Source organism: Pseudomonas sp. PD9R (genome assembly GCF_019200975.1).
Classification (GTDB): domain Bacteria; phylum Pseudomonadota; class Gammaproteobacteria; order Pseudomonadales; family Pseudomonadaceae; genus Aquipseudomonas.
In genome coordinates this window covers 1-19,950 of record NZ_JAHTMR010000003.1, presented here as the reverse complement: position 1 = coordinate 19,950, position 19,950 = coordinate 1, and the positions used below count along the sequence as shown (strand labels likewise).

At 59.1% G+C, this 19,950-nt stretch carries 19 protein-coding genes and 1 pseudogene; 16 read left to right on the top strand and 4 right to left on the bottom strand.

Annotated features, from left to right (window positions below; all coding sequences use genetic code 11):
• Nucleotides 1-43 precede the first annotated feature (43 nt).
• Nucleotides 44-664: a TetR/AcrR family transcriptional regulator gene (locus KUF73_RS07810; protein WP_218437465.1), complete on the bottom strand. Its 621-nt coding sequence runs from the start codon at nucleotides 662-664 to the stop codon at nucleotides 44-46.
• Nucleotides 665-803: 139 nt separating this feature from the next.
• Between KUF73_RS07810 and copC the strand changes: the two genes are divergently transcribed.
• The 9 genes from copC (at nucleotide 804) to KUF73_RS07765 (ending at nucleotide 9,492) form a co-directional block, all read left to right on the top strand.
• Nucleotides 804-1,169 (top strand): copper homeostasis periplasmic binding protein CopC, encoded by a 366-nt coding sequence (copC, locus tag KUF73_RS07805; protein ID WP_218437464.1) that lies wholly within the window; start codon nucleotides 804-806, stop codon nucleotides 1,167-1,169.
• A 3-nt stretch (nucleotides 1,170-1,172) separates the two neighbouring features.
• The gene (gene copD, locus KUF73_RS07800) at nucleotides 1,173-2,030 is read left to right on the top strand and encodes a copper homeostasis membrane protein CopD (RefSeq protein WP_218437463.1); all 858 of its coding nucleotides are present in this window, start codon (nucleotides 1,173-1,175) and stop codon (nucleotides 2,028-2,030) included.
• A 220-nt stretch (nucleotides 2,031-2,250) separates the two neighbouring features.
• Nucleotides 2,251-3,549 carry an OprD family porin gene (locus tag KUF73_RS07795; RefSeq protein WP_218437462.1) on the top strand — a complete coding sequence of 433 codons (1,299 nt, stop codon included), beginning with the start codon at nucleotides 2,251-2,253 and terminating at the stop codon, nucleotides 3,547-3,549.
• A gap of 264 nt (nucleotides 3,550-3,813) precedes the next feature.
• On the top strand, nucleotides 3,814-4,638 hold the full coding sequence (locus KUF73_RS07790) for an NAD(P)-dependent oxidoreductase (protein ID WP_218437461.1): 825 nt from the start codon (nucleotides 3,814-3,816) through the stop codon (nucleotides 4,636-4,638).
• Between the two features lie 56 nt (nucleotides 4,639-4,694).
• Complete coding sequence (locus KUF73_RS07785) at nucleotides 4,695-5,585, top strand: SMP-30/gluconolactonase/LRE family protein (protein ID WP_218437460.1); 891 nt, start codon at nucleotides 4,695-4,697, stop codon at nucleotides 5,583-5,585.
• Between the two features lie 77 nt (nucleotides 5,586-5,662).
• Nucleotides 5,663-6,634, top strand: coding sequence for a TRAP transporter substrate-binding protein (locus KUF73_RS07780; RefSeq protein ID WP_218437459.1), 972 nt, complete (start codon nucleotides 5,663-5,665; stop codon nucleotides 6,632-6,634).
• Nucleotides 6,635-6,712: 78 nt separating this feature from the next.
• Nucleotides 6,713-7,240, top strand: coding sequence for a TRAP transporter small permease (locus KUF73_RS07775; RefSeq protein WP_218437458.1), 528 nt, complete (start codon nucleotides 6,713-6,715; stop codon nucleotides 7,238-7,240).
• Entirely contained in the window at nucleotides 7,241-8,521 is a 1,281-nt protein-coding gene (locus KUF73_RS07770; RefSeq protein ID WP_218437457.1) for a TRAP transporter large permease, read from the top strand. It abuts the gene before it with no gap.
• Nucleotides 8,522-8,628: 107 nt separating this feature from the next.
• Nucleotides 8,629-9,492 (top strand): aldose 1-epimerase, encoded by an 864-nt coding sequence (locus KUF73_RS07765; protein ID WP_218437456.1) that lies wholly within the window; start codon nucleotides 8,629-8,631, stop codon nucleotides 9,490-9,492.
• Between the two features lie 3 nt (nucleotides 9,493-9,495).
• On the opposite strand, the gene KUF73_RS07760 is transcribed toward KUF73_RS07765, so the two are convergent.
• Nucleotides 9,496-10,296, bottom strand: a complete 801-nt coding sequence (locus tag KUF73_RS07760) for a sulfite exporter TauE/SafE family protein (protein ID WP_218437455.1) — start codon at nucleotides 10,294-10,296, stop codon at nucleotides 9,496-9,498.
• Nucleotides 10,297-10,455: 159 nt separating this feature from the next.
• Between KUF73_RS07760 and KUF73_RS07755 the strand changes: the two genes are divergently transcribed.
• The gene (locus KUF73_RS07755) at nucleotides 10,456-11,319 is read left to right on the top strand and encodes an MBL fold metallo-hydrolase (RefSeq protein ID WP_218437454.1); all 864 of its coding nucleotides are present in this window, start codon (nucleotides 10,456-10,458) and stop codon (nucleotides 11,317-11,319) included.
• 197 nt (nucleotides 11,320-11,516) lie between these two features.
• Here the strand turns inward: KUF73_RS07755 and bkdR are convergent, their stop codons facing one another.
• Complete coding sequence (gene bkdR, locus KUF73_RS07750; protein WP_007915088.1) at nucleotides 11,517-12,005, bottom strand: Bkd operon transcriptional regulator BkdR; 489 nt, start codon at nucleotides 12,003-12,005, stop codon at nucleotides 11,517-11,519.
• A gap of 185 nt (nucleotides 12,006-12,190) precedes the next feature.
• Between bkdR and KUF73_RS07745 the strand changes: the two genes are divergently transcribed.
• The 5 genes from KUF73_RS07745 (at nucleotide 12,191) to KUF73_RS07725 (ending at nucleotide 18,361) form a co-directional block, all read left to right on the top strand.
• On the top strand, nucleotides 12,191-13,426 hold the full coding sequence (locus KUF73_RS07745) for a 3-methyl-2-oxobutanoate dehydrogenase (2-methylpropanoyl-transferring) subunit alpha (RefSeq protein ID WP_218437453.1): 1,236 nt from the start codon (nucleotides 12,191-12,193) through the stop codon (nucleotides 13,424-13,426).
• A 1-nt stretch (nucleotide 13,427) separates the two neighbouring features.
• Complete coding sequence (locus tag KUF73_RS07740; RefSeq protein WP_218437452.1) at nucleotides 13,428-14,486, top strand: alpha-ketoacid dehydrogenase subunit beta; 1,059 nt, start codon at nucleotides 13,428-13,430, stop codon at nucleotides 14,484-14,486.
• Nucleotides 14,487-15,761: a dihydrolipoamide acetyltransferase family protein gene (locus KUF73_RS07735; protein ID WP_218437451.1), complete on the top strand. Its 1,275-nt coding sequence runs from the start codon at nucleotides 14,487-14,489 to the stop codon at nucleotides 15,759-15,761.
• Nucleotides 15,762-15,768: 7 nt separating this feature from the next.
• Nucleotides 15,769-17,151: a dihydrolipoyl dehydrogenase gene (gene lpdA / locus KUF73_RS07730; protein ID WP_218437450.1), complete on the top strand. Its 1,383-nt coding sequence runs from the start codon at nucleotides 15,769-15,771 to the stop codon at nucleotides 17,149-17,151.
• Between the two features lie 190 nt (nucleotides 17,152-17,341).
• On the top strand, nucleotides 17,342-18,361 hold the full coding sequence (locus tag KUF73_RS07725; protein ID WP_218437449.1) for a branched-chain amino acid aminotransferase: 1,020 nt from the start codon (nucleotides 17,342-17,344) through the stop codon (nucleotides 18,359-18,361).
• 143 nt (nucleotides 18,362-18,504) lie between these two features.
• Here KUF73_RS07725 and KUF73_RS07720 read toward each other — a convergent pair.
• A pseudogene (locus tag KUF73_RS07720) lies at nucleotides 18,505-18,579 on the bottom strand (FKBP-type peptidyl-prolyl cis-trans isomerase); the annotation flags it as partial.
• A 101-nt stretch (nucleotides 18,580-18,680) separates the two neighbouring features.
• On the opposite strand from KUF73_RS07720, the gene KUF73_RS07715 reads away from it, so the two are divergent.
• The gene (locus tag KUF73_RS07715; RefSeq protein ID WP_256345479.1) at nucleotides 18,681-19,880 is read left to right on the top strand and encodes an S-type pyocin domain-containing protein; all 1,200 of its coding nucleotides are present in this window, start codon (nucleotides 18,681-18,683) and stop codon (nucleotides 19,878-19,880) included.
• Nucleotides 19,881-19,950 lie beyond the last annotated feature (70 nt).

Sequence of the window (19,950 nt, the reverse complement as noted above, 5' to 3'; positions counted from 1 at the left end):
TCTGTAGGAGCTGTCGAGTGAAACGAGGCTGCGATCTTTTGATTTATGGCTCCAATCCGATCCCCCGCAAAATCACACTGGTCACTGTCTGAATCGCCCGCTCGAACTGCATGTCCGACAGCGGCTGATGGTCATTGAGAATGTTCACCTGGTGATCGAAGTCGGCGTAGTGTTGGGTCGAGGCCCAGATCATGTACAGCAGGCTTGAAGGCTCCACGGGCAGGATGCGTTTGTCCTCCACCCACTGACGAATCTTTGCTTCTTTCATCTTGGCCCAGTCGTACAGGCTCGCGTCCAGCGCCACGCCCAGTGTCGGCGCGCCGTGGATGATTTCATTGGCCCAGACTTTCGAACCATGCGGTCGGCTGCGAGAGTGGTTCATCTTGGCGCGGATGTAGCTGCTGAGCACAACGCGCGGGTCGTCGAACATCTCGAAGCACAGCGCGTCCTGCTTCCACACTTCCAGCAGGTCGAACAGCACGGCACTGTACAACTCGGTCTTGGTGCTGAAGTAGTAATGCAGGTTGGAACGCGGCAATTGCACTTCGGCAGCGATGTCGGCCATGGCGGTGCTGCCGAAGCCTTTTTCAGCGAAGACTTTCTCGGCCCCCAGCAGAATTTTCTCGACGTTACTGCGACGAATCTCGATCTTGTGATTGCCCATGAGGGCTCCCTGACAACAGCGTTAAACAAGACTAGCATCCGCTCTACCTTGCGGCGACCGGGGAAAAGCAAACTTCGTACAACACACCGCTGGCGGCTAAACTGACGCCCACTTCGAACCTGCCTCTGAGGTCTCCACGATGCTGCTGAAAAAATCCCTGACCGCCGCTGCCCTACTCGGCTCGCTGCTCGCCGCTTCGTCTGTGTTTGCCCACGCTCATCTGCAAAGCCAGACGCCCGCCGCCGACAGCACCGTGACCGCGCCGACCGAACTGCGGCTGGTGTTTTCCGAAGGTGTTGAGGCCGCTTTCACCCAAGTCACGATCAGCAAAGAAGGTGAAAAAATCCCGTTGAAAAGCCTGGCAACTGACGGCAGCGATAAAAAGACCCTGGTCGTTACGCCGGCGGCACCGTTGACCGCAGGTGCCTACAAGGTCGAATGGCACGCCGTGTCGGTCGACACGCACAAAAGCGAAGGCGCCTACGCTTTCAAGGTTGGCCAGTAATACATGGCGAGCGCGTTGGTGCTGTGCCGGTTTCTGCATTTCATTGTGGTGCTGATGCTGTTTGGGGCCTGGGTGTTCCGGCCACTTTTGCTGGGGCGTGAGACAAGCCTTGATCAATCGCTGGCCCGCATCAGTCGTTGGCTGGCAGCCGTGGCGCTGATCAGCGGCGTCTGTTGGTTGCTGCTGATCACCGCCAGCATGGCCGGGGCGTGGGAAGCAGCGTTCGATCCAGCGACCTTGCGCCTGGTGCTGGGCAGCACTTTTTTCGGACAGGTCTGGCGCTGGCACCTGCTGTTCAGCGGGTTGCTGGTGGCTGTTTTACTGTCACCGCTGCGCGCCCACCTGCCCTTGCGTGTCCTCCTCGGCGGCTTGTTGTTGGCGACTTTGGCGCCGGTCGGCCACGGCGCCATGCTCGATGGGGTCGAAGGGCGTTTGCTGATACTCAATCAACTCGTGCACCTGACCTGCGTGGGCATCTGGCTCGGTGGCCTGATGCTGCTGGTGATGATCCTGCGGCGTCCTGCCGGTTATCCCATCAACGCGCTGTTGCTGCGTTTCAGTGGCATCGGTTACCTGCTGGTGGCCGGATTGCTGATCACGGGGCTGATCAATGTTCGCGTGCTCACCGGCGCATTCTGGCCGACGCCGTTGTTCACCGGGTTTGCCCTGATTCTGTTGATCAAGGTCGCGCTGGTCGCGGTGATGCTGGGCCTGGCGTTGTTCAACCGGCTGCGGATAAACGACCGCGAACAGCGCCTGACAACATTGCGTAAAAGCGTGATTGCGGAATGGTTGCTGGGAATGGGCGCGGTGGCGGCGGTGTCTTTGCTGGGGACCATGCCGCCGATGATTGCGGGCTGACAACCCTTCTGAAAATCAAAAGATTGCAGCGCTCTGCAGCGCCTACAGGAGGCCGTATGCTCATGTAGGCGCTGCCGAAGGCTGCGATCTTTTACGCCTATGAAGCAAAGTCATCGTATAACTTCCGATTGACAACACCGAAATACCTCGCAAATAATCGCCCCCAAGTTGTACGACGACGTATGACAAAAATAAAAACAAAAAACAAGGGAGCGTCACAGTGAGCAAGTTCGTCCGCAATTCCTCCGCCCGAAATCCACGTTCAACCTTTGCCCGCCGTCATACCTTGAGCCTGATTGGTTGCAGCGGCCTGGCCCTCGCCATGCCCATGACAAGTCACGCCGAAGGTTTCACCGATGACGCCAAAGCCACGCTGAACCTGCGCAACGCCTACTTCAACCGCAACTACACCAACCCGGCCTACCCGCAAGGCAAGGCTGAGGAGTGGACGCAGAACTTTATTCTTGATGCCAAGTCCGGGTTCACCCAGGGCACGGTCGGTTTCGGCCTGGACGTGCTGGGTTTGTACTCGGTAAAACTCGATGGTGGTAAGGGCACCGGCGGCACCCAGTTGCTGCCGCTGGACCATGACGGCCGCCCGGCGGACACCTTCGGTCGCACCGACGTTGCGTTCAAGAGCAAGCTATCGCAGACCGAATTGAAGGTCGGCGACTGGATGCCGGTACTGCCGATCCTGCGTTCGGACGACGGTCGCTCCCTTCCGCAAACCTTCCGTGGCGGCCAGGTCACGTCGAAGGAAATCGATGGCCTGACGCTTTATGGCGGCCAGTTCCGCCAGAACAGCCCGCGCAACGATTCGAGCATGGACGACATGTTCATGAACGGAAAATCTGCTTCCATCACCTCGGACCGTTTCAACTTCGGCGGCGGCGAATACGCCTTCAACGAAAAACGCACCCAGATCGGCGTTTGGTACGCCGAACTCAGCGATATCTATCAACAGCAATATTTCAACCTCAGCCACAGCCAGCCCATCGGCGACTGGACCCTGGGCGCCAACCTCGGCTACTTCATCGGCAAAGAGGACGGCAGTGCCCTGGCCGGCGACCTGGACAACAAAACCTCATTTGCCCTGCTGTCGGCCAAATACGGCGGCAACACCTTCTATGTCGGCCTGCAAAAACTCACGGGGGACACCGTCTGGATGCGCGTCAACGGCACCAGCGGCGGCACACTGGCCAACGACAGCTACAACTCCAGCTACGACAACGCCCGCGAAAAATCCTGGCAGGTGCGTCACGACTACAACTTCGTTGCCCTCGGCATTCCCGGCCTGACGATGATGAACCGCTACATCAGCGGCGATAACGTGCACACCGGGGCAATCACCGACGGCAAGGAATGGGGCCGTGAATCGGAACTGGCCTACACCGTGCAAAGCGGCCCGCTGAAGAACCTCAACGTCAAATGGCGTAACGCGAGCATTCGCAAGAACTTCAGCACCAACGAATTCGACGAAAACCGCATCTTCATCAGCTACCCGATATCGTTGTTGTAACACGCAAGAAAACACGCGACCCCTGTAGGAGCGAGCCTGCTCGCGATGGTGGTCAACGATGACGCGGGACGCCTGAATCACCCCGGCGCCCTCGAGTTTTTCGCGAGCAGGCTCGCTCCTACAGAAAGCCCGGAGTTTTGTAATGACCCTCCGTCAATTTCCACGAAAGTCGCGTTGACAACTAACGGAAAGCCCAACAATACTTCCGAAAAGTCGTACGACAACTTACAACAAATCAATAACGACCGTTTTCCCAGGATTCCCATGACGACCACTCAAACAGCCCGCGCCCCTTTCAATCGCCTGCTTCTGACCGGTGCTGCCGGTGGCTTGGGCAAAGTCTTGCGCGAAAGCCTGCGACCTTATGCCAATGTCATTCGTCTTTCGGACATCGCCGACATCGCACCGGCCATCGATGATCGCGAAGAAGTCGTGCCTTGCGACCTTGCCGACAAGCAAGCCGTGCATCAACTGGTCGAAGGCGTCGACGCCATCCTGCATTTTGGGGGGGTGTCGACCGAGCGCTCGTTTGAAGAGATCCTCGGCGCCAACATTTGCGGCGTGTTCCACATCTATGAAGCGGCGCGTCGTCACGGCGTGAAGCGGGTGATCTTCGCCAGCTCCAACCACGTGATCGGCTTCTACAAGCAGGACGAAGTCATCGACGCCCACTCCCCTCGCCGCCCCGATAGCTACTACGGTTTGTCCAAGTCCTACGGCGAAGACATGGCCACCTTCTACTTCGATCGCTACGGCATCGAAACCGTCAGCGTGCGCATCGGCTCATCGTTCCCGGTGCCGCAGAACCGTCGGATGATGAGCACCTGGCTGAGTTTCGGCGACCTGACCCAACTGCTCGAACGCGCGCTGTACACACCGAATGTCGGTCACACCGTGGTTTATGGTGCCTCCGACAACAAAAACGTGTGGTGGGACAACCGCTACGCCACGGCCCTGGGTTATGCGCCGCAGGACACCTCCGAAGTGTTCCGCGAGCAAGTTGAAGCCCAGCCAATGCCGGCCACCGATGACCCGGCCCGGGTCTACCAGGGCGGTGCCTTCTGCGCCGCCGGCCCATTTGGCGACTGACTCCCTCTCGCGCACCACTTGATCCCAACAACAAAAACCCAAGGGAATGAGTTGCCATGCAAGCTGAATTGATTGTCGATGCCCGCAATGCGGTGGGTGAATGCCCGGTATGGGTCCCCGAGGAAAACGCCCTGTTCTGGGTCGATATTCCCGCTGGGGGGCTGCAACGCTGGAGTGCCGAGACCGGCCATGTAGAGGCCTGGAAAACCCCGGAAATGCTCGCTTGCATTGCCCGTCACCCTGACGGTGGCTGGGTCGCCGGAATGGAAACCGGCTTCTTTCATGTGCACGCGCACAACGATGGCAGCCTCGACAGCGAACCACTCGCCCACGTCGAGCATGCTCGCCCGGACATGCGCCTCAACGACGGTCGCTGTGACCGTCAGGGACGTTTCTGGGCCGGCAGCATGGTGCTGAACATGGGCGCCAACGCCGCGGACGGCACGCTCTATCGCTACAGTGCCGGGCAACGTGGCCCGCTCGCGGCACAGCTGGGTGGCTTCATCGTGCCCAACGGCCTGGGTTTCAGCCCGGACGGACGCACGATGTACCTCTCCGATTCCCATCCGCTGGTCCAGCAGATCTGGGCCTTCGACTACGACATCGACAGCGGCACGCCGTCCAATCGCCGCGTGTTCGTCGACATGAATCAGCACAGCGGGCGTCCAGACGGCGCCGCCGTTGATGCCGAAGGTTGCTACTGGATCTGCGCCAACGACGCCGGGCTGATTCACCGCTTCACCCCTGACGGTCGCCTCGACCGCTCACTCACCGTTCCGGTGAAAAAACCAAGCATGTGCGCCTTCGGTGGCAGTCGACTGGACACGCTGTTCGTGACCTCGATTCGTCCCGGTGACGACCATGATGCACAGTCACTCGCAGGCGGCGTGTTCGCCCTCAATCCCGGTGTGAAGGGCTTGCCGGAGCCTTTGTTCAAAGATTTCTGATCACCCCCCGCTTCAAATGCTTCTGCTGCATCGCTGTGCCTTGAATAAAAAAAACAACAAGACTGGAGACTCACCCCATGGACTTCAAACGCACCTTGCTCGCCGCTGCACTCCCGCTCGCCTTCTCCCTCAGCAGCGCCGCCCAGGCGCTGGAAATCAAATTCGCCGACATCCACCCCGCCGGCTACCCGACCGTGGTGGCCGAGGAACAGCTGGGTAAAACCCTGGTGGCTGACAGCGACGGCAAACTGACCTTCAAGATGTTCGCCGGCGGTGTGCTCGGCTCGGAAAAAGAAGTGGTCGAACAGGCTCAGGTCGGCGCCATCCAGATGGCCCGGGTCAGCCTCGGCATCGTCGGCCCTGTCGTGCCGGACGTGAACGTGTTCAACATGCCATTCGTGTTCCGTGACCAGGCGCACATGCGCAAAGTCATCGATGGTGAAATCGGTGATGAAATTCTTGGCAAGATCACCAACTCTGAATTCAACCTGGTCGCACTGGCCTGGATGGATGGCGGCACACGCAACTTGTACACCAAAAAACCGGTGCGTACCCTTGCAGACCTCAAGGGCATGAAGATCCGCGTGCAGGGCAACCCGATGTTCATCGAAACCATCAATGCCATGGGCGGTAACGGCATCGCCATGGACACCGGTGAAATCTTCAGTGCTTTGCAGACCGGCGTGATCGACGGTGCGGAAAACAACCCGCCGACCATGCTCGAACACAACCACTATCAAAACGCCAAGTACTACAGCCTGACCGGGCATCTGATCCTGCCTGAGCCCATCGTGATGTCGAAAATCACCTGGGACAAACTCTCCCCTGAGCAGCAAGGTCTGGTGAAGAAAGCCGCCAAGGCCGCACAGGCGCAAGAGCGCACCCTGTGGGACGCCAAGTCGGCCAGCAGTGAAGAAAAACTCAAGGCCGCCGGCGTCGAGTTCATCACCGTCGACAAGAAACCTTTCTATGAGGCGACCGCCTCGATCCGCGAAAAATACGGCGCGCCTTACGCCGACCTGATCAAGCGCATCGAAGCTGTTCAGTAACCCTCCCTGCATTCATGAAAGGCCCGGCGCCACGAACGTTGGAAGACGCTCGTGCGCGCCCGGTTACGGTGAAACCCGATGAAGAATCTGCTGCTGCGCATCAATGACAAGCTCTACATGACCTGTATCTGGGTCGCCGGGCTCTCCGTTCTGGCCATTGCGCTGATCATTCCCTGGGGCGTGTTTGCCCGTTACGTACTCGGCACCGGCTCCAGTTGGCCCGAGCCCACCGCTATTCTGCTGATGATGGTGTTCACCTTTGTTGGCGCTGCGGCCAGCTACCGCGCAGGCGCGCACATGGCGGTGGCCATGATCACCGATCGCATGACGCCGCAACTGCGCTCGGCGGTGAGCATCGTCTCGCAACTGCTGATGGCAACCATCGCCCTGTTCATGGCCGTGTGGGGGACCAAGCTCTGCCTGTCGACCTGGAATCAGTTCATGAGCGCCCTGCCGACTCTGCGCGTGGGCATCACCTACATGCCGATCCCGATTGGCGGCGTGTTGACCCTGATTTTTGTGCTGGAAAAACTCTTGCTCGGTGACCAGAGCAACCGTCGGGTCGTGCGCTTCGACCTCGTTGAAGAAAACGAAGGGGCTGCCTGAATGGACGCATTTATTTTGCTCGGCAGTTTTATCGCGCTGATCCTGATCGGCATGCCAGTCGCTTACGCGCTGGGGCTCTCTGCCCTGATTGGCGCGTGGTGGATCGACATTCCGTTCCAGGCGCTAATGATTCAGGTTGCCGGGGGCGTGAACAAGTTTTCCCTGCTGGCGATTCCGTTCTTTGTATTGGCCGGCGCGATCATGGCTGAGGGCGGCATGTCCCGTCGGTTGGTGGCGTTCGCCGGGGTATTGGTCGGTTTTGTGCGGGGCGGTCTGTCGCTGGTCAACATTATGGCCTCGACCTTCTTCGGGGCGATTTCCGGTTCTTCGGTGGCGGACACCGCCTCTGTCGGTTCGGTGCTGATCCCGGAAATGGAACGCCGTGGCTACCCGCGTGAATTCGCCACTGCCGTGACCGTGAGCGGTTCGGTACAAGCGCTGCTGACGCCGCCGAGCCACAACTCGGTGCTCTACTCGCTGGCGGCGGGCGGCACGGTGTCGATTGCTTCGCTGTTCATGGCGGGCGTGGTGCCGGGACTGCTGATGAGCGCGTGCCTGATGGTGCTGTGCCTGATCTTCGCCAAGAAGCGTGACTACCCGAAGGGCGAAGTCATCCCGATGCGCGAGGCGCTGAAAATCTGCGGCGAAGCGTTGTGGGGGTTGATGGCGATGGTCATCATCCTCGGCGGCATTCTCTCGGGTATTTTCACTGCCACCGAGTCGGCAGCGATTGCGGTGCTCTGGTCGTTCTTCGTGACCATGTTCATCTACCGCGACTATAAGTGGAGCGAACTGCCGAAACTGATGCACCGCACGGTGCGGACGATTTCGATCGTGATGATCCTGATCGGCTTCGCCGCCAGCTTCGGCTACATCATGACGCTGATGCAGATCCCGGCGAAGATCACCACGATGTTCCTGACCCTGTCGGACAACCGTTACGTGATCCTGATGTGCATCAACGTCATGCTGCTGTTGCTCGGCACCGTGATGGACATGGCGCCGCTGATTCTGATCCTGACGCCGATTCTGATGCCGGTGATTTTGGGCATTGGCGTCGACCCGGTACAGTTCGGCATGATCATGCTGGTGAACTTGGGGATCGGCTTGATAACACCGCCAGTGGGCGCGGTACTCTTTGTGGGGTCGGCCGTGGGTAAAGTCAGCATCGAAAAAACCGTTAAAGCGCTGCTGCCGTTCTACGGCGTGCTGTTCCTGGTGCTGATGGCCGTGACCTACATTCCGGCGCTGTCGCTGTGGTTGCCGCATTTGGTGTTGTAACTCTTTAAAAGATCGCAGCCTGCGGCAGCTCCTACATTGGGATGTATAACCGGTAGGAGCTGCCGCAGGCTGCGATCTTTTCAACCACTCAACGCAGAACGAAACGCATGATACAGCTAGAGCTCGAAGACGAATTCACCCACCTCACCCTCGCCCCGGAACTCGGCGCGAGCATCGTCAACTGGACCGTGCGTGCCACCGGCCAGCCCTTGTTGCGCCACGCCGATGCTCACGCTCTGAACACCGGCCTGCCCGGCAAGCTTGGCTGTTTTCCTTTGGTGCCCTGGTCCAACCGTATTGCCGAAGGCGGCTTCGAATGCCCCGATGGCTGGCTGGCCCTCACGCCCAACAGCCTCAGCGATCCCCTGCCGATTCATGGCAGCGCCTGGCAACAGGCGTGGGAAGTCGTCTCGCAAACCCAGGACGAAGTTGTCCTGCAACTCGACAGCATGACCCCCTTCGCCTATCGCGCTCGCCAACGTTTTCACCTCAACGCGGGCAAGCTGAGCATCGAATTGAGCGTCACCCATCTTGACGAAAGCGCTGCCTGGCATGGCCTGGGGTTGCACCCGTATCTACCCCGTACCGCGAATACCCGGCTGCAGGCCCCAGCCCGGAATGTCTGGTTTTGCGACACGACAAAACTGCCGACACAGCTCGGTGCTATTCCCGCCGAGTGGGATTTCCAGCAAGCCAAGGCGTTGCCCGACAGGCTGGTCGATAACGGCTTTTGTGAATGGGATGGCCACTGCCTGATTGAGCAACCCGACCTCGGTTATGAACTGGAGTGCCAGGCCACCGGCAGCGATTACTACCTGCTCTACTGCCCGGCAGGCCTGGAGTTTTTCTGCATCGAGCCGGTCAGTCACCCGGTCAACGCGCACCACCTTGCGGGTCGGCCGGGGTTGCGTTTGCTGGAGCAAGGTCAGTCCACCGAACTCGGTTTCACCCTGCAATACCGAGCGCGCTAAGCCTCAGGCGCGCACCAGCATGTAGATGGCGACAATCAGGCAAACGCTGGCAAAACCAACCTGTAGCGCACGCGCCGGCACCCGTGCGCAGAGTTTCCGGCCGATGATCATGCCGACGATGCTAGAGACGATGAAGGCAACGCCCAAACCGTCGATGCGCACCCCGGCATGCAACGCGCCAATCACGCCGATGGCCGAGATCAGGCTGATCACCATCAGGGAAGTCGCGATAATTCCGCGCATCTGCACATCGGTCAGCTGCTTGAAGGCAGGAACAATCAGAAAACCGCCACCCACGCCTAGCAACCCCGACACCACGCCAGTCACCGCGCCGAGGGCAGCGAGGGTCGCGGTGCATTTTGCGGTCCAGGAAAAGCGCCCGGTGTGCTGATCGAGCATGCAGTTTTTCTGACCCCAGTTCGCGTGGCCGTGATCACTCGGTCCCTCGTCCTTGCGCTCACGACGCAGCATTCGCCCCGCCACCATGACCATCAGCAGGCTGAACAGGATCATCAGGGCCTTTTCCGGCAGTTGATGGGCGAAGTAGATCCCCACTGGCGAAAAAACTGCGCCCAGCAACGCAATCAACATTGCAGCGCGATAGCGCACCAGGCCATGGCGCAAACCATCGATGGCACCGACCGCCGCCGCACTGCCCACCGCAAACAGCGCGACGGGCGCGGCCTGGGTCATTGTCCAACCCAACCCCAATACCAGCGCCGGCACAGCAAGAATGCCGCCGCCCGCGCCGGTCAATCCCAGCACCAGCCCCATCACCACACCGAAAAAGCTCGCCAGCAACATAAAACGCTCGTGATTCACAAAAAGCCGGGATCGCCCGGTATCGATGAAAGACAGGATAGAGCCCGCACGGCTTTTTTCCTGCATGAATTTGACTCGGGGCTGGTCAACCCGGGGAGAATGAAACTACCCTCAGTGCTTATCCTGAAAGAAACGCCCACCATGCCTGCCTTGATTGAAGCCTTCCTCGACCCCGCCTCTTCGACCTACAGTTACGTGGTCTACGAAGTCGATGGCGGGCAATGCGCGATCGTCGATCCGGTACTCGACTACGACCCGACTGCGGGGCGTACCACCACAGCCCAGGCCGACAAAATCATCGCGTTCGTTCGTGAACATCATTTGCAGGTGCAGTGGCTGCTGGAAACCCATGCCCACGCCGATCACCTGTCCGCCGCGCCGTATTTGCGTCGGGAGCTAGGTGGCAAGATTGCCATCGGCGAATCCATCAGCAACGTACAGAATGTATTCAAGTCCCTGTTCAATCTTGAGCCGGAATTTTGCGTCGACGGGTCACAGTTCGATCAGCTGTTCGCGGCCGGCGAGTCATTCATGATCGGCAACCTCAGGGCCACCGCCCTGCATGTCCCCGGCCACACCCCGGCGGATATGGCTTACCTCATCGACGGCGAGCAGATTCTGGTGGGCGACACATTGTTCATGCCAGACGTCGGCACCGCCCGCTGTGACTTCCCTGGCGGTAACGCTCACCAACTGTTCGCCTCGATACAAAAGCTGCTGGCCTTCCCCGCCGCAGTGAAACTCTACGTCTGCCACGACTACCCGCCTGAAGGCCGTCAAGCACAATGCCAGACCACCGTCGGCGATCAGCGCAAAAACAACATCCACGTGCACGACGGCATCGATGAAACCGCCTTCGTCGACATGCGTACCCGCCGCGATGCCGGGCTGGGCATGCCGACGCTGTTGCTGCCGGCGATCCAGGTGAATGTGCGGGCGGGGAATTTGCCGCCGGCCGAAGAGAATGGCGTGGTTTACCTCAAGATCCCGATCAACAAATTTTAAGATCAAAAGATCGCGACCTGTGTAGGAGCTGCCGAAGGCTGCGATCTTTTGATTTTGTTTTTTAACGACAAGATCAAAAGATCGCAGCCTGTGTAGGAGCTGCCGAAGGCTGCGATCTTTTGATTTTGCTTTTTAACGACAAGATCAAAAGATCGCAGCCTTCGGCAGCTCCTACAGGGATGGCGAGCTTCTGATGTTCAGTTGCCCAGCGTCAAACCATTCGCCGGCAGCGGCAGCGCGGTTTTATAGCGCACTTGCTTGAGCGCAAAGCTTGAACGAATGTTCGCCACCCCCGGCACCTTGGTCAGAAAGTCCATCATGAAGCGCTCAAGTGACTGAATGGTCGGCACCAGCACGCGGATCAGGTAATCCGGATCGCCGGCCATCAGGTAGCACTCCATCACTTCCGGGCGATCCGAGATCGCCTCTTCGAAATGCTGCAACGCCTCCTCTACCTGCTTTTCCAGGCTGACATGGATAAACACATTCACATGCAGCCCCAGCAGGTCAGCATCCAGCAAGGTCACTTGCTCGCGAATCAGGCCCAGTTCTTCCATCGCCTTGACCCGGTTGAAGCACGGTGTCGGCGACAGGTTGACCGAGCGTGCGAGGTCAGCGTTAGTGATCCGCGCGTTCTCCTGAAGGCTGTTCAGAATGCCAATATCGGTACGGTCCAGTTTGCGCATGAGAGAAAACCACCTGTTTTTTATGCTTATGCAGATTTTTTATCTGCAAATGGTCTTTAGCGCAACGAAACAGAGATAAATATTCTTCTGGGGCGGGCCTATGATTGTTGTAGGACAAGATTTCTTTTATCGAAGGAAATCTGTCAGCTCACTACAAGAAATTCACAAGATCGAGCGTAGAAGCCATGAACCAAGCGTATGAACCGCTGCGTCTGCACGTTCCAGAGCCTTCGGGCCGTCCCGGCTGTAAAACCGACTTCTCCTACCTGCATCTGACCGATGCTGGCACGGTGCGCAAACCCCCAATCGACGTAGAACCGGCCGACACCGCCGATCTGGCCCGCGGCCTGATTCGCGTGCTTGATGACCAGGGCAATGCCCTTGGTCCGTGGGCCGAAAACGTGCCGGTGGAGATCCTGCGTAAAGGCATGCGCGCCATGCTCAAGACGCGGATTTATGACAACCGCATGGTGGTCGCCCAGCGTCAGAAAAAAATGTCGTTCTATATGCAGAGCCTCGGCGAAGAAGCCATCGGCAGCGGCCAGGCCCTGGCCTTGAACATCGACGACATGTGCTTCCCGACCTACCGCCAGCAAAGCATTCTGATGGCCCGTGAAGTGCCGCTGGTGGGGCTGATCTGCCAACTGCTGTCCAACGAGCGCGATCCGCTCAAAGGCCGTCAGTTGCCGATCATGTATTCCGTCAAGGATTCCGGGTTCTTCACCATCTCCGGCAACCTTGCCACCCAGTTTGTGCAAGGCGTGGGCTGGGGTATGGCCTCGGCGATCAAGGGCGACACCAAAATCGCCTCCGCGTGGATCGGCGATGGCGCCACCGCCGAATCAGACTTCCACACCGCCCTGACCTTCGCCCACGTCTACCGCGCTCCGGTGATCCTCAACGTGGTCAACAACCAGTGGGCGATCTCCACCTTTCAGGCGATTGCCGGCGGTGAAGCCACCACCTTCGCCGGTCGTGGTGTCGGTTGCGGCATTGCCTCCCTGCGGGTCGATGGCAATGATTTCTACGCCGTCTACGCGGCCTCTGCCTGGGCCGCCGAACGCGCCCGCCGCAACCTTGGCCCGACCATGATCGAATGGGTCACCTACCGTGCCGGCCCGCATTCGACTTCTGATGATCCGTCCAAATACCGTCCTGCCGACGACTGGAGCCACTTCCCGTTGGGCGATCCGATTGCGCGCCTCAAGCAGCATTTGATCAAGATCGGTCACTGGTCCGAAGAGGAACACACCGCCGTCAGCGCGGAGTTGGAAGCCGAAGTGATCGCCGCGCAAAAAGAAGCTGAACAGTACGGCACCCTCGCCGGTGGCCAGATTCCAAGCGCCGCGACCATGTTCGAAGACGTCTACAAAGAGATGCCGGAGCACTTGAAGCGCCAGCGTCAGCAGCTGGGGATCTGACATGAACGATCACAACAACAATATTCAGCTGGAAACCGCTATGACCACGACCACCATGACCATGATCCAGGCCCTGCGCTCGGCCATGGATGTGATGCTTGAGCGTGACGACAACGTCGTGGTCTTTGGCCAGGACGTGGGTTACTTCGGCGGCGTATTCCGGTGCACCGAAGGTTTGCAAACCAAATACGGCACCTCGCGGGTGTTCGACGCACCGATTTCCGAAAGCGGGATTGTTGGTGTAGCCGTGGGCATGGGCGCCTATGGCTTGCGTCCGGTGGCCGAAATCCAGTTCGCCGACTACGTCTACCCGGCGTCTGACCAGATCATTTCCGAAGCCGCTCGCCTGCGTTATCGCTCGGCCGGCGAGTTCACCGCGCCGATGACCCTGCGCATGCCCTGCGGCGGCGGCATCTACGGCGGCCAGACCCACAGCCAGAGCATCGAAGCGATGTTCACCCAGGTCTGCGGTCTGCGCACCGTCATGCCATCCAACCCGTACGACGCCAAGGGCTTGCTGATCGCCTCCATCGAAAACGATGACCCGGTGATCTTCCTTGAGCCAAAACGCCTGTACAACGGCCCGTTCGACGGCCACCACGACCGCCCGGTAACCCCGTGGTCGAAACACCCGCAAGCGCAGGTTCCGGACGGCTACTACACCGTGCCGCTGGACGTTGCCGCCATCACCCGTCCGGGCAAGGACGTGACCATCCTGACCTACGGCACCACCGTGTACGTCTCGCAAGTCGCCGCCGAAGAAAGCGGCATCGATGCCGAAGTCATCGACCTGCGCAGCCTGTGGCCACTGGATCTGGAAACCATCACCAAATCGGTGAAGAAAACCGGCCGTTGCGTGATCGTCCACGAAGCGACCCGCACCTGCGGTTTCGGCGCCGAACTGGCCGCGCTGGTGCAAGAGCATTGCTTCCACCACCTGGAAGCGCCAATCGAACGCGTCACGGGTTGGGACACTCCCTACCCGCACGCGCAAGAGTGGGCGTATTTCCCTGGCCCGTCCCGTGTGGGCGCGGCTTTGAAACGGGTCATGGAGGTCTGAATGGGCACGCACGTTATTAAAATGCCGGACATTGGTGAAGGCATTGCAGAAGTTGAGTTGTCGGTGTGGCACGTGAAGGTCGGCGACATGGTCGTCGAGGATCAGGTGCTGGCCGATGTCATGACCGACAAGGCGATGGTTGATATTCCGTCGCCGGTGCATGGCAAGGTGATTGCGCTGGGCGGTGTGCCGGGCGAAGTCATGGCAGTGGGCAGCATCCTGATCAGCATTGAAGTCGAAGGCGCGGGCAACGTTAAAGAGTCCGCCCAGCCTGCCGCTGTTGCCGTGAAAGAAACGCCGGTGGCGGTGCCAAAAGTTGAAGCAGTGGTTGAAAGCAAACCGGCTCCAGCACCACGTCCGGCAGCCGCCTGCCAAGGCCCAATGGTCGCCCGCGAAGCCGATGAGCGGCCACTGGCCTCCCCGGCCGTGCGCAAACATGCGCTGGACCTTGGCATTCAACTGCGTCTGGTACGCGGTACTGGCCCGGCCGGTCGCGTGTTGCACGAAGACCTCGATGTCTATCTGGCCCAAGGTCAGTCCAATGCATCGACCGTCAGCAGCGCCTACACCCAGCGCACCGACGAGGAGCAAATCCCGGTAATCGGCATGCGCCGCAAGATTGCCCAGCGCATGCAGGACGCCACGCAACGCGCCGCTCACTTCAGTTACGTCGAGGAAATCGACGTCACCGCCGTGGAAGAACTGCGCGCGCACCTGAACGAAAAACACGGGGCCACACGCGGCAAGCTGACCTTGCTGCCGTTCCTGGTCCGCGCCATGGTCGTCGCCCTGCGCGACTTCCCCCAGATCAACGCCCGTTACGACGACGAAGCCCAGGTGATCACCCGCCTCGGCGCCGTTCACGTCGGCATCGCCACCCAAGCCGACATTGGCCTGATGGTGCCGGTGGTGCTTCACGCGGAAGCTCGCAGCCTGTGGGACAACGCGGCGGAAATTTCGCGCCTGGCCACTGCCGCGCGCAACGGCAAAGCCAGCCGCGATGAGTTGTCCGGGTCGAGTATCACCCTGACCAGCCTCGGGGCCTTGGGCGGCATTGTCAGCACCCCGGTGCTGAACCTGCCGGAAGTGGCGATCATCGGCGTGAACAAAATCGTCGAACGCCCGATGGTCGTCAAAGGCCAGGTGGTGATCCGCAAGATGATGAACCTTTCCAGCTCCTTCGATCATCGTGTGGTCGACGGCATGGACGCGGCGCTCTTCATCCAGGCCATCCGCGGCCTGCTCGAACAACCCGCCACGCTGTTTATGGAGTAAGTCAGGCATGCAAACTCTGAACACCACGCTGCTGATTATCGGCGGCGGCCCTGGCGGTTATGTGACGGCGATCCGTGCCGGCCAACTGGGCATTGCGACCATCCTGGTAGAGGGCGAGTCCCTCGGCGGCACTTGCCTGAACATCGGCTGCATTCCGTCCAAGGCGTTGATCCACGTTGCTGAACAGTTCCACCAGACCCGGCATCACAACCAGCATTCGGCGCTGGGCATCAGCGTTTCCGCACCGACGCTGGATATCGGCAAGAGCGTCGAGTGGAAGGATGGCATTGTTGATCGCCTGACCACCGGCGTCGCGGCATTGCTGAAAAAGAACAAGGTCCAGGTTGTTCAAGGTTGGGCCAAGGTGATCGACGGTAAAACCGTCGATGTCGGCGACACGCGTATCCAGTGCGAGCATCTGGTGCTGGCCACTGGCTCCAAGAGCGTTAACCTGCCGATGCTGCCGATTGGCGGGCCGATCATCTCTTCCACCGAAGCACTGGCGCCGACCTCCGTGCCGAAGCGCCTGATTGTGGTGGGTGGCGGTTACATCGGCCTGGAGCTGGGGATTGCTTATCGCAAGCTCGGCGTCGAGGTCAGCGTGGTCGAGGCTCAGGAGCGTATCCTGCCAGCCTATGACGCTGAACTGACCCAGCCTGTGCACGACGAACTGAAAAAACTCGGCGTGAAGCTTTACTTGAAACACAGCGTTCAAGGCTTTGATTCTATTAGTAATACGCTGCAGATTTTAGAGCCGAACGGCGATACCCTGAACCTGGAAACCGATCAGGTGCTGGTGGCCGTCGGTCGCAAGCCGAATACCCAAGGCTGGAACCTCGAAGCGCTGAACCTGGACATGAACGGCTCGTCGATCAAGATCGACAATCGCTGCCAGACCAGCATGCGCAACGTGTATGCCATCGGTGACGTCAGTGGCGAACCGATGCTCGCGCACCGGGCCATGGCTCAGGGCGAGATGGTCGCGGAATTGATCAGCGGCAAGTCCCGCGAGTTCAACCCGACCGCCATCGCTGCCGTGTGTTTCACCGATCCGGAACTGGTGGTCGTCGGCAAGTCGCCGGACGAGGCCAAGGCTGCCGGGCTGGACTGCATCGTTTCCAGCTTCCCGTTCGCCGCCAATGGCCGGGCGATGACGCTGGAATCGAAAAGCGGCTTCGTGCGCGTTGTCGCCCGTCGCGACAATCATCTGATTGTTGGCTGGCAGGCGGTGGGTGTTGGAGTGTCTGAGTTGTCCACGGCGTTTGCGCAAAGCCTGGAAATGGGCGCGCGGCTGGAAGACATCGGCGGCACCGTTCATGCACATCCGACGCTCGGCGAGGCGGTGCAGGAAGCGGCGTTGCGTGCGCTGGGGCATGCGCTGCATCTGTAAAGATCAAAAGATCGCAGCCTTCGGCAGCTCCTACATTGGGTTGCCGATCCTGTAGGAGCTGCCGCAGGCTGCGATCTTTTAGCGTTTTTGCACTGCGAAACAGCCATGGAATGAAGTATTGTTGTGCCCATCCGGAAAAACGTCAGAAGCCTTGAACCGTTTCGGCGGTCGTTAAGTGATAGAGGGTGTCATGGGTAACGAAAGCATCAATTGGGACAAGCTGGGTTTTGACTACATCAAGACCGACAAACGATTTCTGTCGTACTGGCGCAATGGCGAGTGGGACAAAGGCACCCTGACCGAAGACAACGTGCTGCACATCAGCGAAGGCTCCACTGCCCTTCACTATGGCCAGCAGTGCTTCGAAGGCATGAAGGCCTATCGTTGCAAGGACGGCTCGATCAATCTGTTCCGCCCGGACCAGAACGCCCTGCGCATGCAGCGCAGCTGCGCACGCCTGCTGATGCCGTTCGTCGAAACCGAGCAGTTCATCGAAGCCTGCAAGGAAGTCGTCCGCGCCAACGAGCGTTTCATCCCGCCTTACGGCACCGGCGGCGCGCTGTACCTGCGTCCGTTCGTGATCGGCGTGGGTGACAACATCGGCGTGCGTACTGCGCCCGAATTCATCTTCTCGATCTTCTGCATCCCGGTCGGCGCCTACTTCAAGGGCGGCCTGACCCCGCACAACTTCCTGATCTCCAGCTTCGACCGCGCCGCTCCACAAGGCACCGGTGCGGCCAAGGTCGGGGGCAACTATGCCGCCAGCCTGATGCCGGGCTCCCAAGCCAAGAAGGCGCACTTCGCCGACTGCATCTACCTGGACCCGATGACCCACACCAAGATCGAGGAAGTCGGTTCGGCCAACTTCTTCGGGATCACCCACGACAACAAGTTCGTGACCCCGAACTCGCCGTCGGTGTTGCCGGGCATCACCCGTCTGTCGCTGATCGAGCTGGCGAAATCGCGTCTGGGCCTGGAAGTGGTTGAAGGGGACGTGTTCATCGACAAGCTGTCGGATTTCAAAGAGGCTGGCGCTTGCGGTACTGCTGCAGTGATCACGCCTATCGGCGGCATCAACTACAACGACCACCTGCACGTGTTCCACAGCGAAACCGAAGTCGGCCCGGTCACCCAGAAGCTCTACAAAGAGCTGACCGGTGTGCAAACCGGCGACATCGAAGCGCCAGCGGGCTGGATCGTCAAGGTTTGACCTGACGCCAGATACGCAAAAGCCCTCCATCGGGTGACTGATGGGGGGCTTTTTCATGGGTGTAGACGCAAGATCAAAAGATCGCAGCCTGCGGCAGCTCCTACATTCGATCGGTGAACTGCCCCCCAAATGTATGACCCGAATCAATCATCCCGCGTCAGCACTTCCAGCAATTCAATCTCGAATATCAGGTTCGAGTTCGGCGTGATCTTGCCGACCATTTGTAACGTCGACCGGAGTTTCAGACCCGTCCTACATCTATCAAATGCCCTTTGATATAGCGTCCGCATCGCTTTCAAAAAATGAAACAAGGACGCTCATGGCCCGCAAGACAGACATACCTCGGGTTCGAAACCCTCCCTCAGGCGACGGTCACCATGTCACCAGCCGATACATGACCGCCTCCGAACTGGCCGAGCGGGACACAAGGCAAAAAAAATATGACGACATGTTGACCCGACAACAGGCATATGAAGACCGTTTCAGCAGACAACCTCATCAAACGGCACATCCACGCACTGTGGGATGCGTGTTCGCCAAAAGCTGCAACCTCCCCAACGGCGTGATCAATCATGCCAACCCCGCCGGATTTGTCCCGGTGGAGGAACTGGCTGACTACGGAAAACTCTCTCTACTGGGTGGCCGTGAAAGTAGTGCCGCGGGGAACATCCCTCTCAAAAAAATAGGTGGTACTGAGTTACCTGCTGCACTGGGAACGCTTCAATTAGGGCGGGTTGGTGTTGCTGGCATTGGCACAAGTGCTGCAGGTACTGCCGGTACTGCCGGCGTAGTGACGGCTGGTGTTGCTGCGGGCGCACCCATAGGACTGGTTGCACTACTCTGGCCCTCTAGCCTTGGAGACAGCGCGCTTTACACAGAGGAACAGCTCAAGTCCCTAAAGGAAGGCCGTACACGCGTCCGACTACACCTGGAACAACAATCCGATGGCACCCTAAAGGGATACGGATACAACACCCAGGAACGAAGCGATTGGGAAAAAATTCCTGTAGTGCAGTTCGTTGCTCAAGGCGCTCAGCAAGTGGCTGACTTTGGCAATGGCACAACGCTGATTTGGACACCTGCGGTTTTCCCCTCCAAAACGTCAGCAATTCCCCCGCTGGAAAGTGCTCCGAAAACCCCGCATATCTGGATTTATCCGCCTACGGAACAAGCAGATAACATCATCGTCAACCCGGTCTACCCAGATGAATACAAGGACTTCATCCTGGTATTTCCCGCCGATTCTGGCATCAAACCGCTCTATATTGTTTTGAATCTAGAGTTTGATGCTGCCAGTTACCACGGCAGGACGGATACACCAGTCAAAAGTAAGGTTCTTCACGGAATCCCGGGAAACACAGAAACAAGAACGCCGATTTGGTTGATGATGTTCGTGCGAGCAAACACATCTAACAAACCGGCGTTCTTATGCGCGATATTAATACTTTCCTTCCGTTTTGGGAGGGCTTTTCTGTCGTCACGATCAAGCCTGATGGTGACGCCCTCCAGATTGATCTGACACCCCACGCCACCCGATTTCCTTCCTGTGGCGGGTGCCAAAAACCCTGTTCAACCACGCATGAGTATTG

Coding starts and splice junctions, on each gene's coding strand:
- bkdR (WP_007915088.1), bottom strand. CDS start 12,005: ATGCGCAAACTGGACCGTACCGATATTGGCATTCTGAACAGCCTTCAG.
- KUF73_RS07745 (WP_218437453.1), top strand. CDS start 12,191: ATGAACCAAGCGTATGAACCGCTGCGTCTGCACGTTCCAGAGCCTTCG.
- copD (WP_218437463.1), top strand. CDS start 1,173: ATGGCGAGCGCGTTGGTGCTGTGCCGGTTTCTGCATTTCATTGTGGTG.
- KUF73_RS07780 (WP_218437459.1), top strand. CDS start 5,663: ATGGACTTCAAACGCACCTTGCTCGCCGCTGCACTCCCGCTCGCCTTC.
- KUF73_RS07735 (WP_218437451.1), top strand. CDS start 14,487: ATGGGCACGCACGTTATTAAAATGCCGGACATTGGTGAAGGCATTGCA.
- KUF73_RS07760 (WP_218437455.1), bottom strand. CDS start 10,296: ATGTTGCTGGCGAGCTTTTTCGGTGTGGTGATGGGGCTGGTGCTGGGA.
- KUF73_RS07790 (WP_218437461.1), top strand. CDS start 3,814: ATGACGACCACTCAAACAGCCCGCGCCCCTTTCAATCGCCTGCTTCTG.
- KUF73_RS07715 (WP_256345479.1), top strand. CDS start 18,681: ATGGCCCGCAAGACAGACATACCTCGGGTTCGAAACCCTCCCTCAGGC.
- copC (WP_218437464.1), top strand. CDS start 804: ATGCTGCTGAAAAAATCCCTGACCGCCGCTGCCCTACTCGGCTCGCTG.
- KUF73_RS07770 (WP_218437457.1), top strand. CDS start 7,241: ATGGACGCATTTATTTTGCTCGGCAGTTTTATCGCGCTGATCCTGATC.
- KUF73_RS07785 (WP_218437460.1), top strand. CDS start 4,695: ATGCAAGCTGAATTGATTGTCGATGCCCGCAATGCGGTGGGTGAATGC.
- KUF73_RS07725 (WP_218437449.1), top strand. CDS start 17,342: ATGGGTAACGAAAGCATCAATTGGGACAAGCTGGGTTTTGACTACATC.
- lpdA (WP_218437450.1), top strand. CDS start 15,769: ATGCAAACTCTGAACACCACGCTGCTGATTATCGGCGGCGGCCCTGGC.
- KUF73_RS07765 (WP_218437456.1), top strand. CDS start 8,629: ATGATACAGCTAGAGCTCGAAGACGAATTCACCCACCTCACCCTCGCC.
- KUF73_RS07775 (WP_218437458.1), top strand. CDS start 6,713: ATGAAGAATCTGCTGCTGCGCATCAATGACAAGCTCTACATGACCTGT.
- KUF73_RS07740 (WP_218437452.1), top strand. CDS start 13,428: ATGAACGATCACAACAACAATATTCAGCTGGAAACCGCTATGACCACG.
- KUF73_RS07755 (WP_218437454.1), top strand. CDS start 10,456: ATGCCTGCCTTGATTGAAGCCTTCCTCGACCCCGCCTCTTCGACCTAC.
- KUF73_RS07810 (WP_218437465.1), bottom strand. CDS start 664: ATGGGCAATCACAAGATCGAGATTCGTCGCAGTAACGTCGAGAAAATT.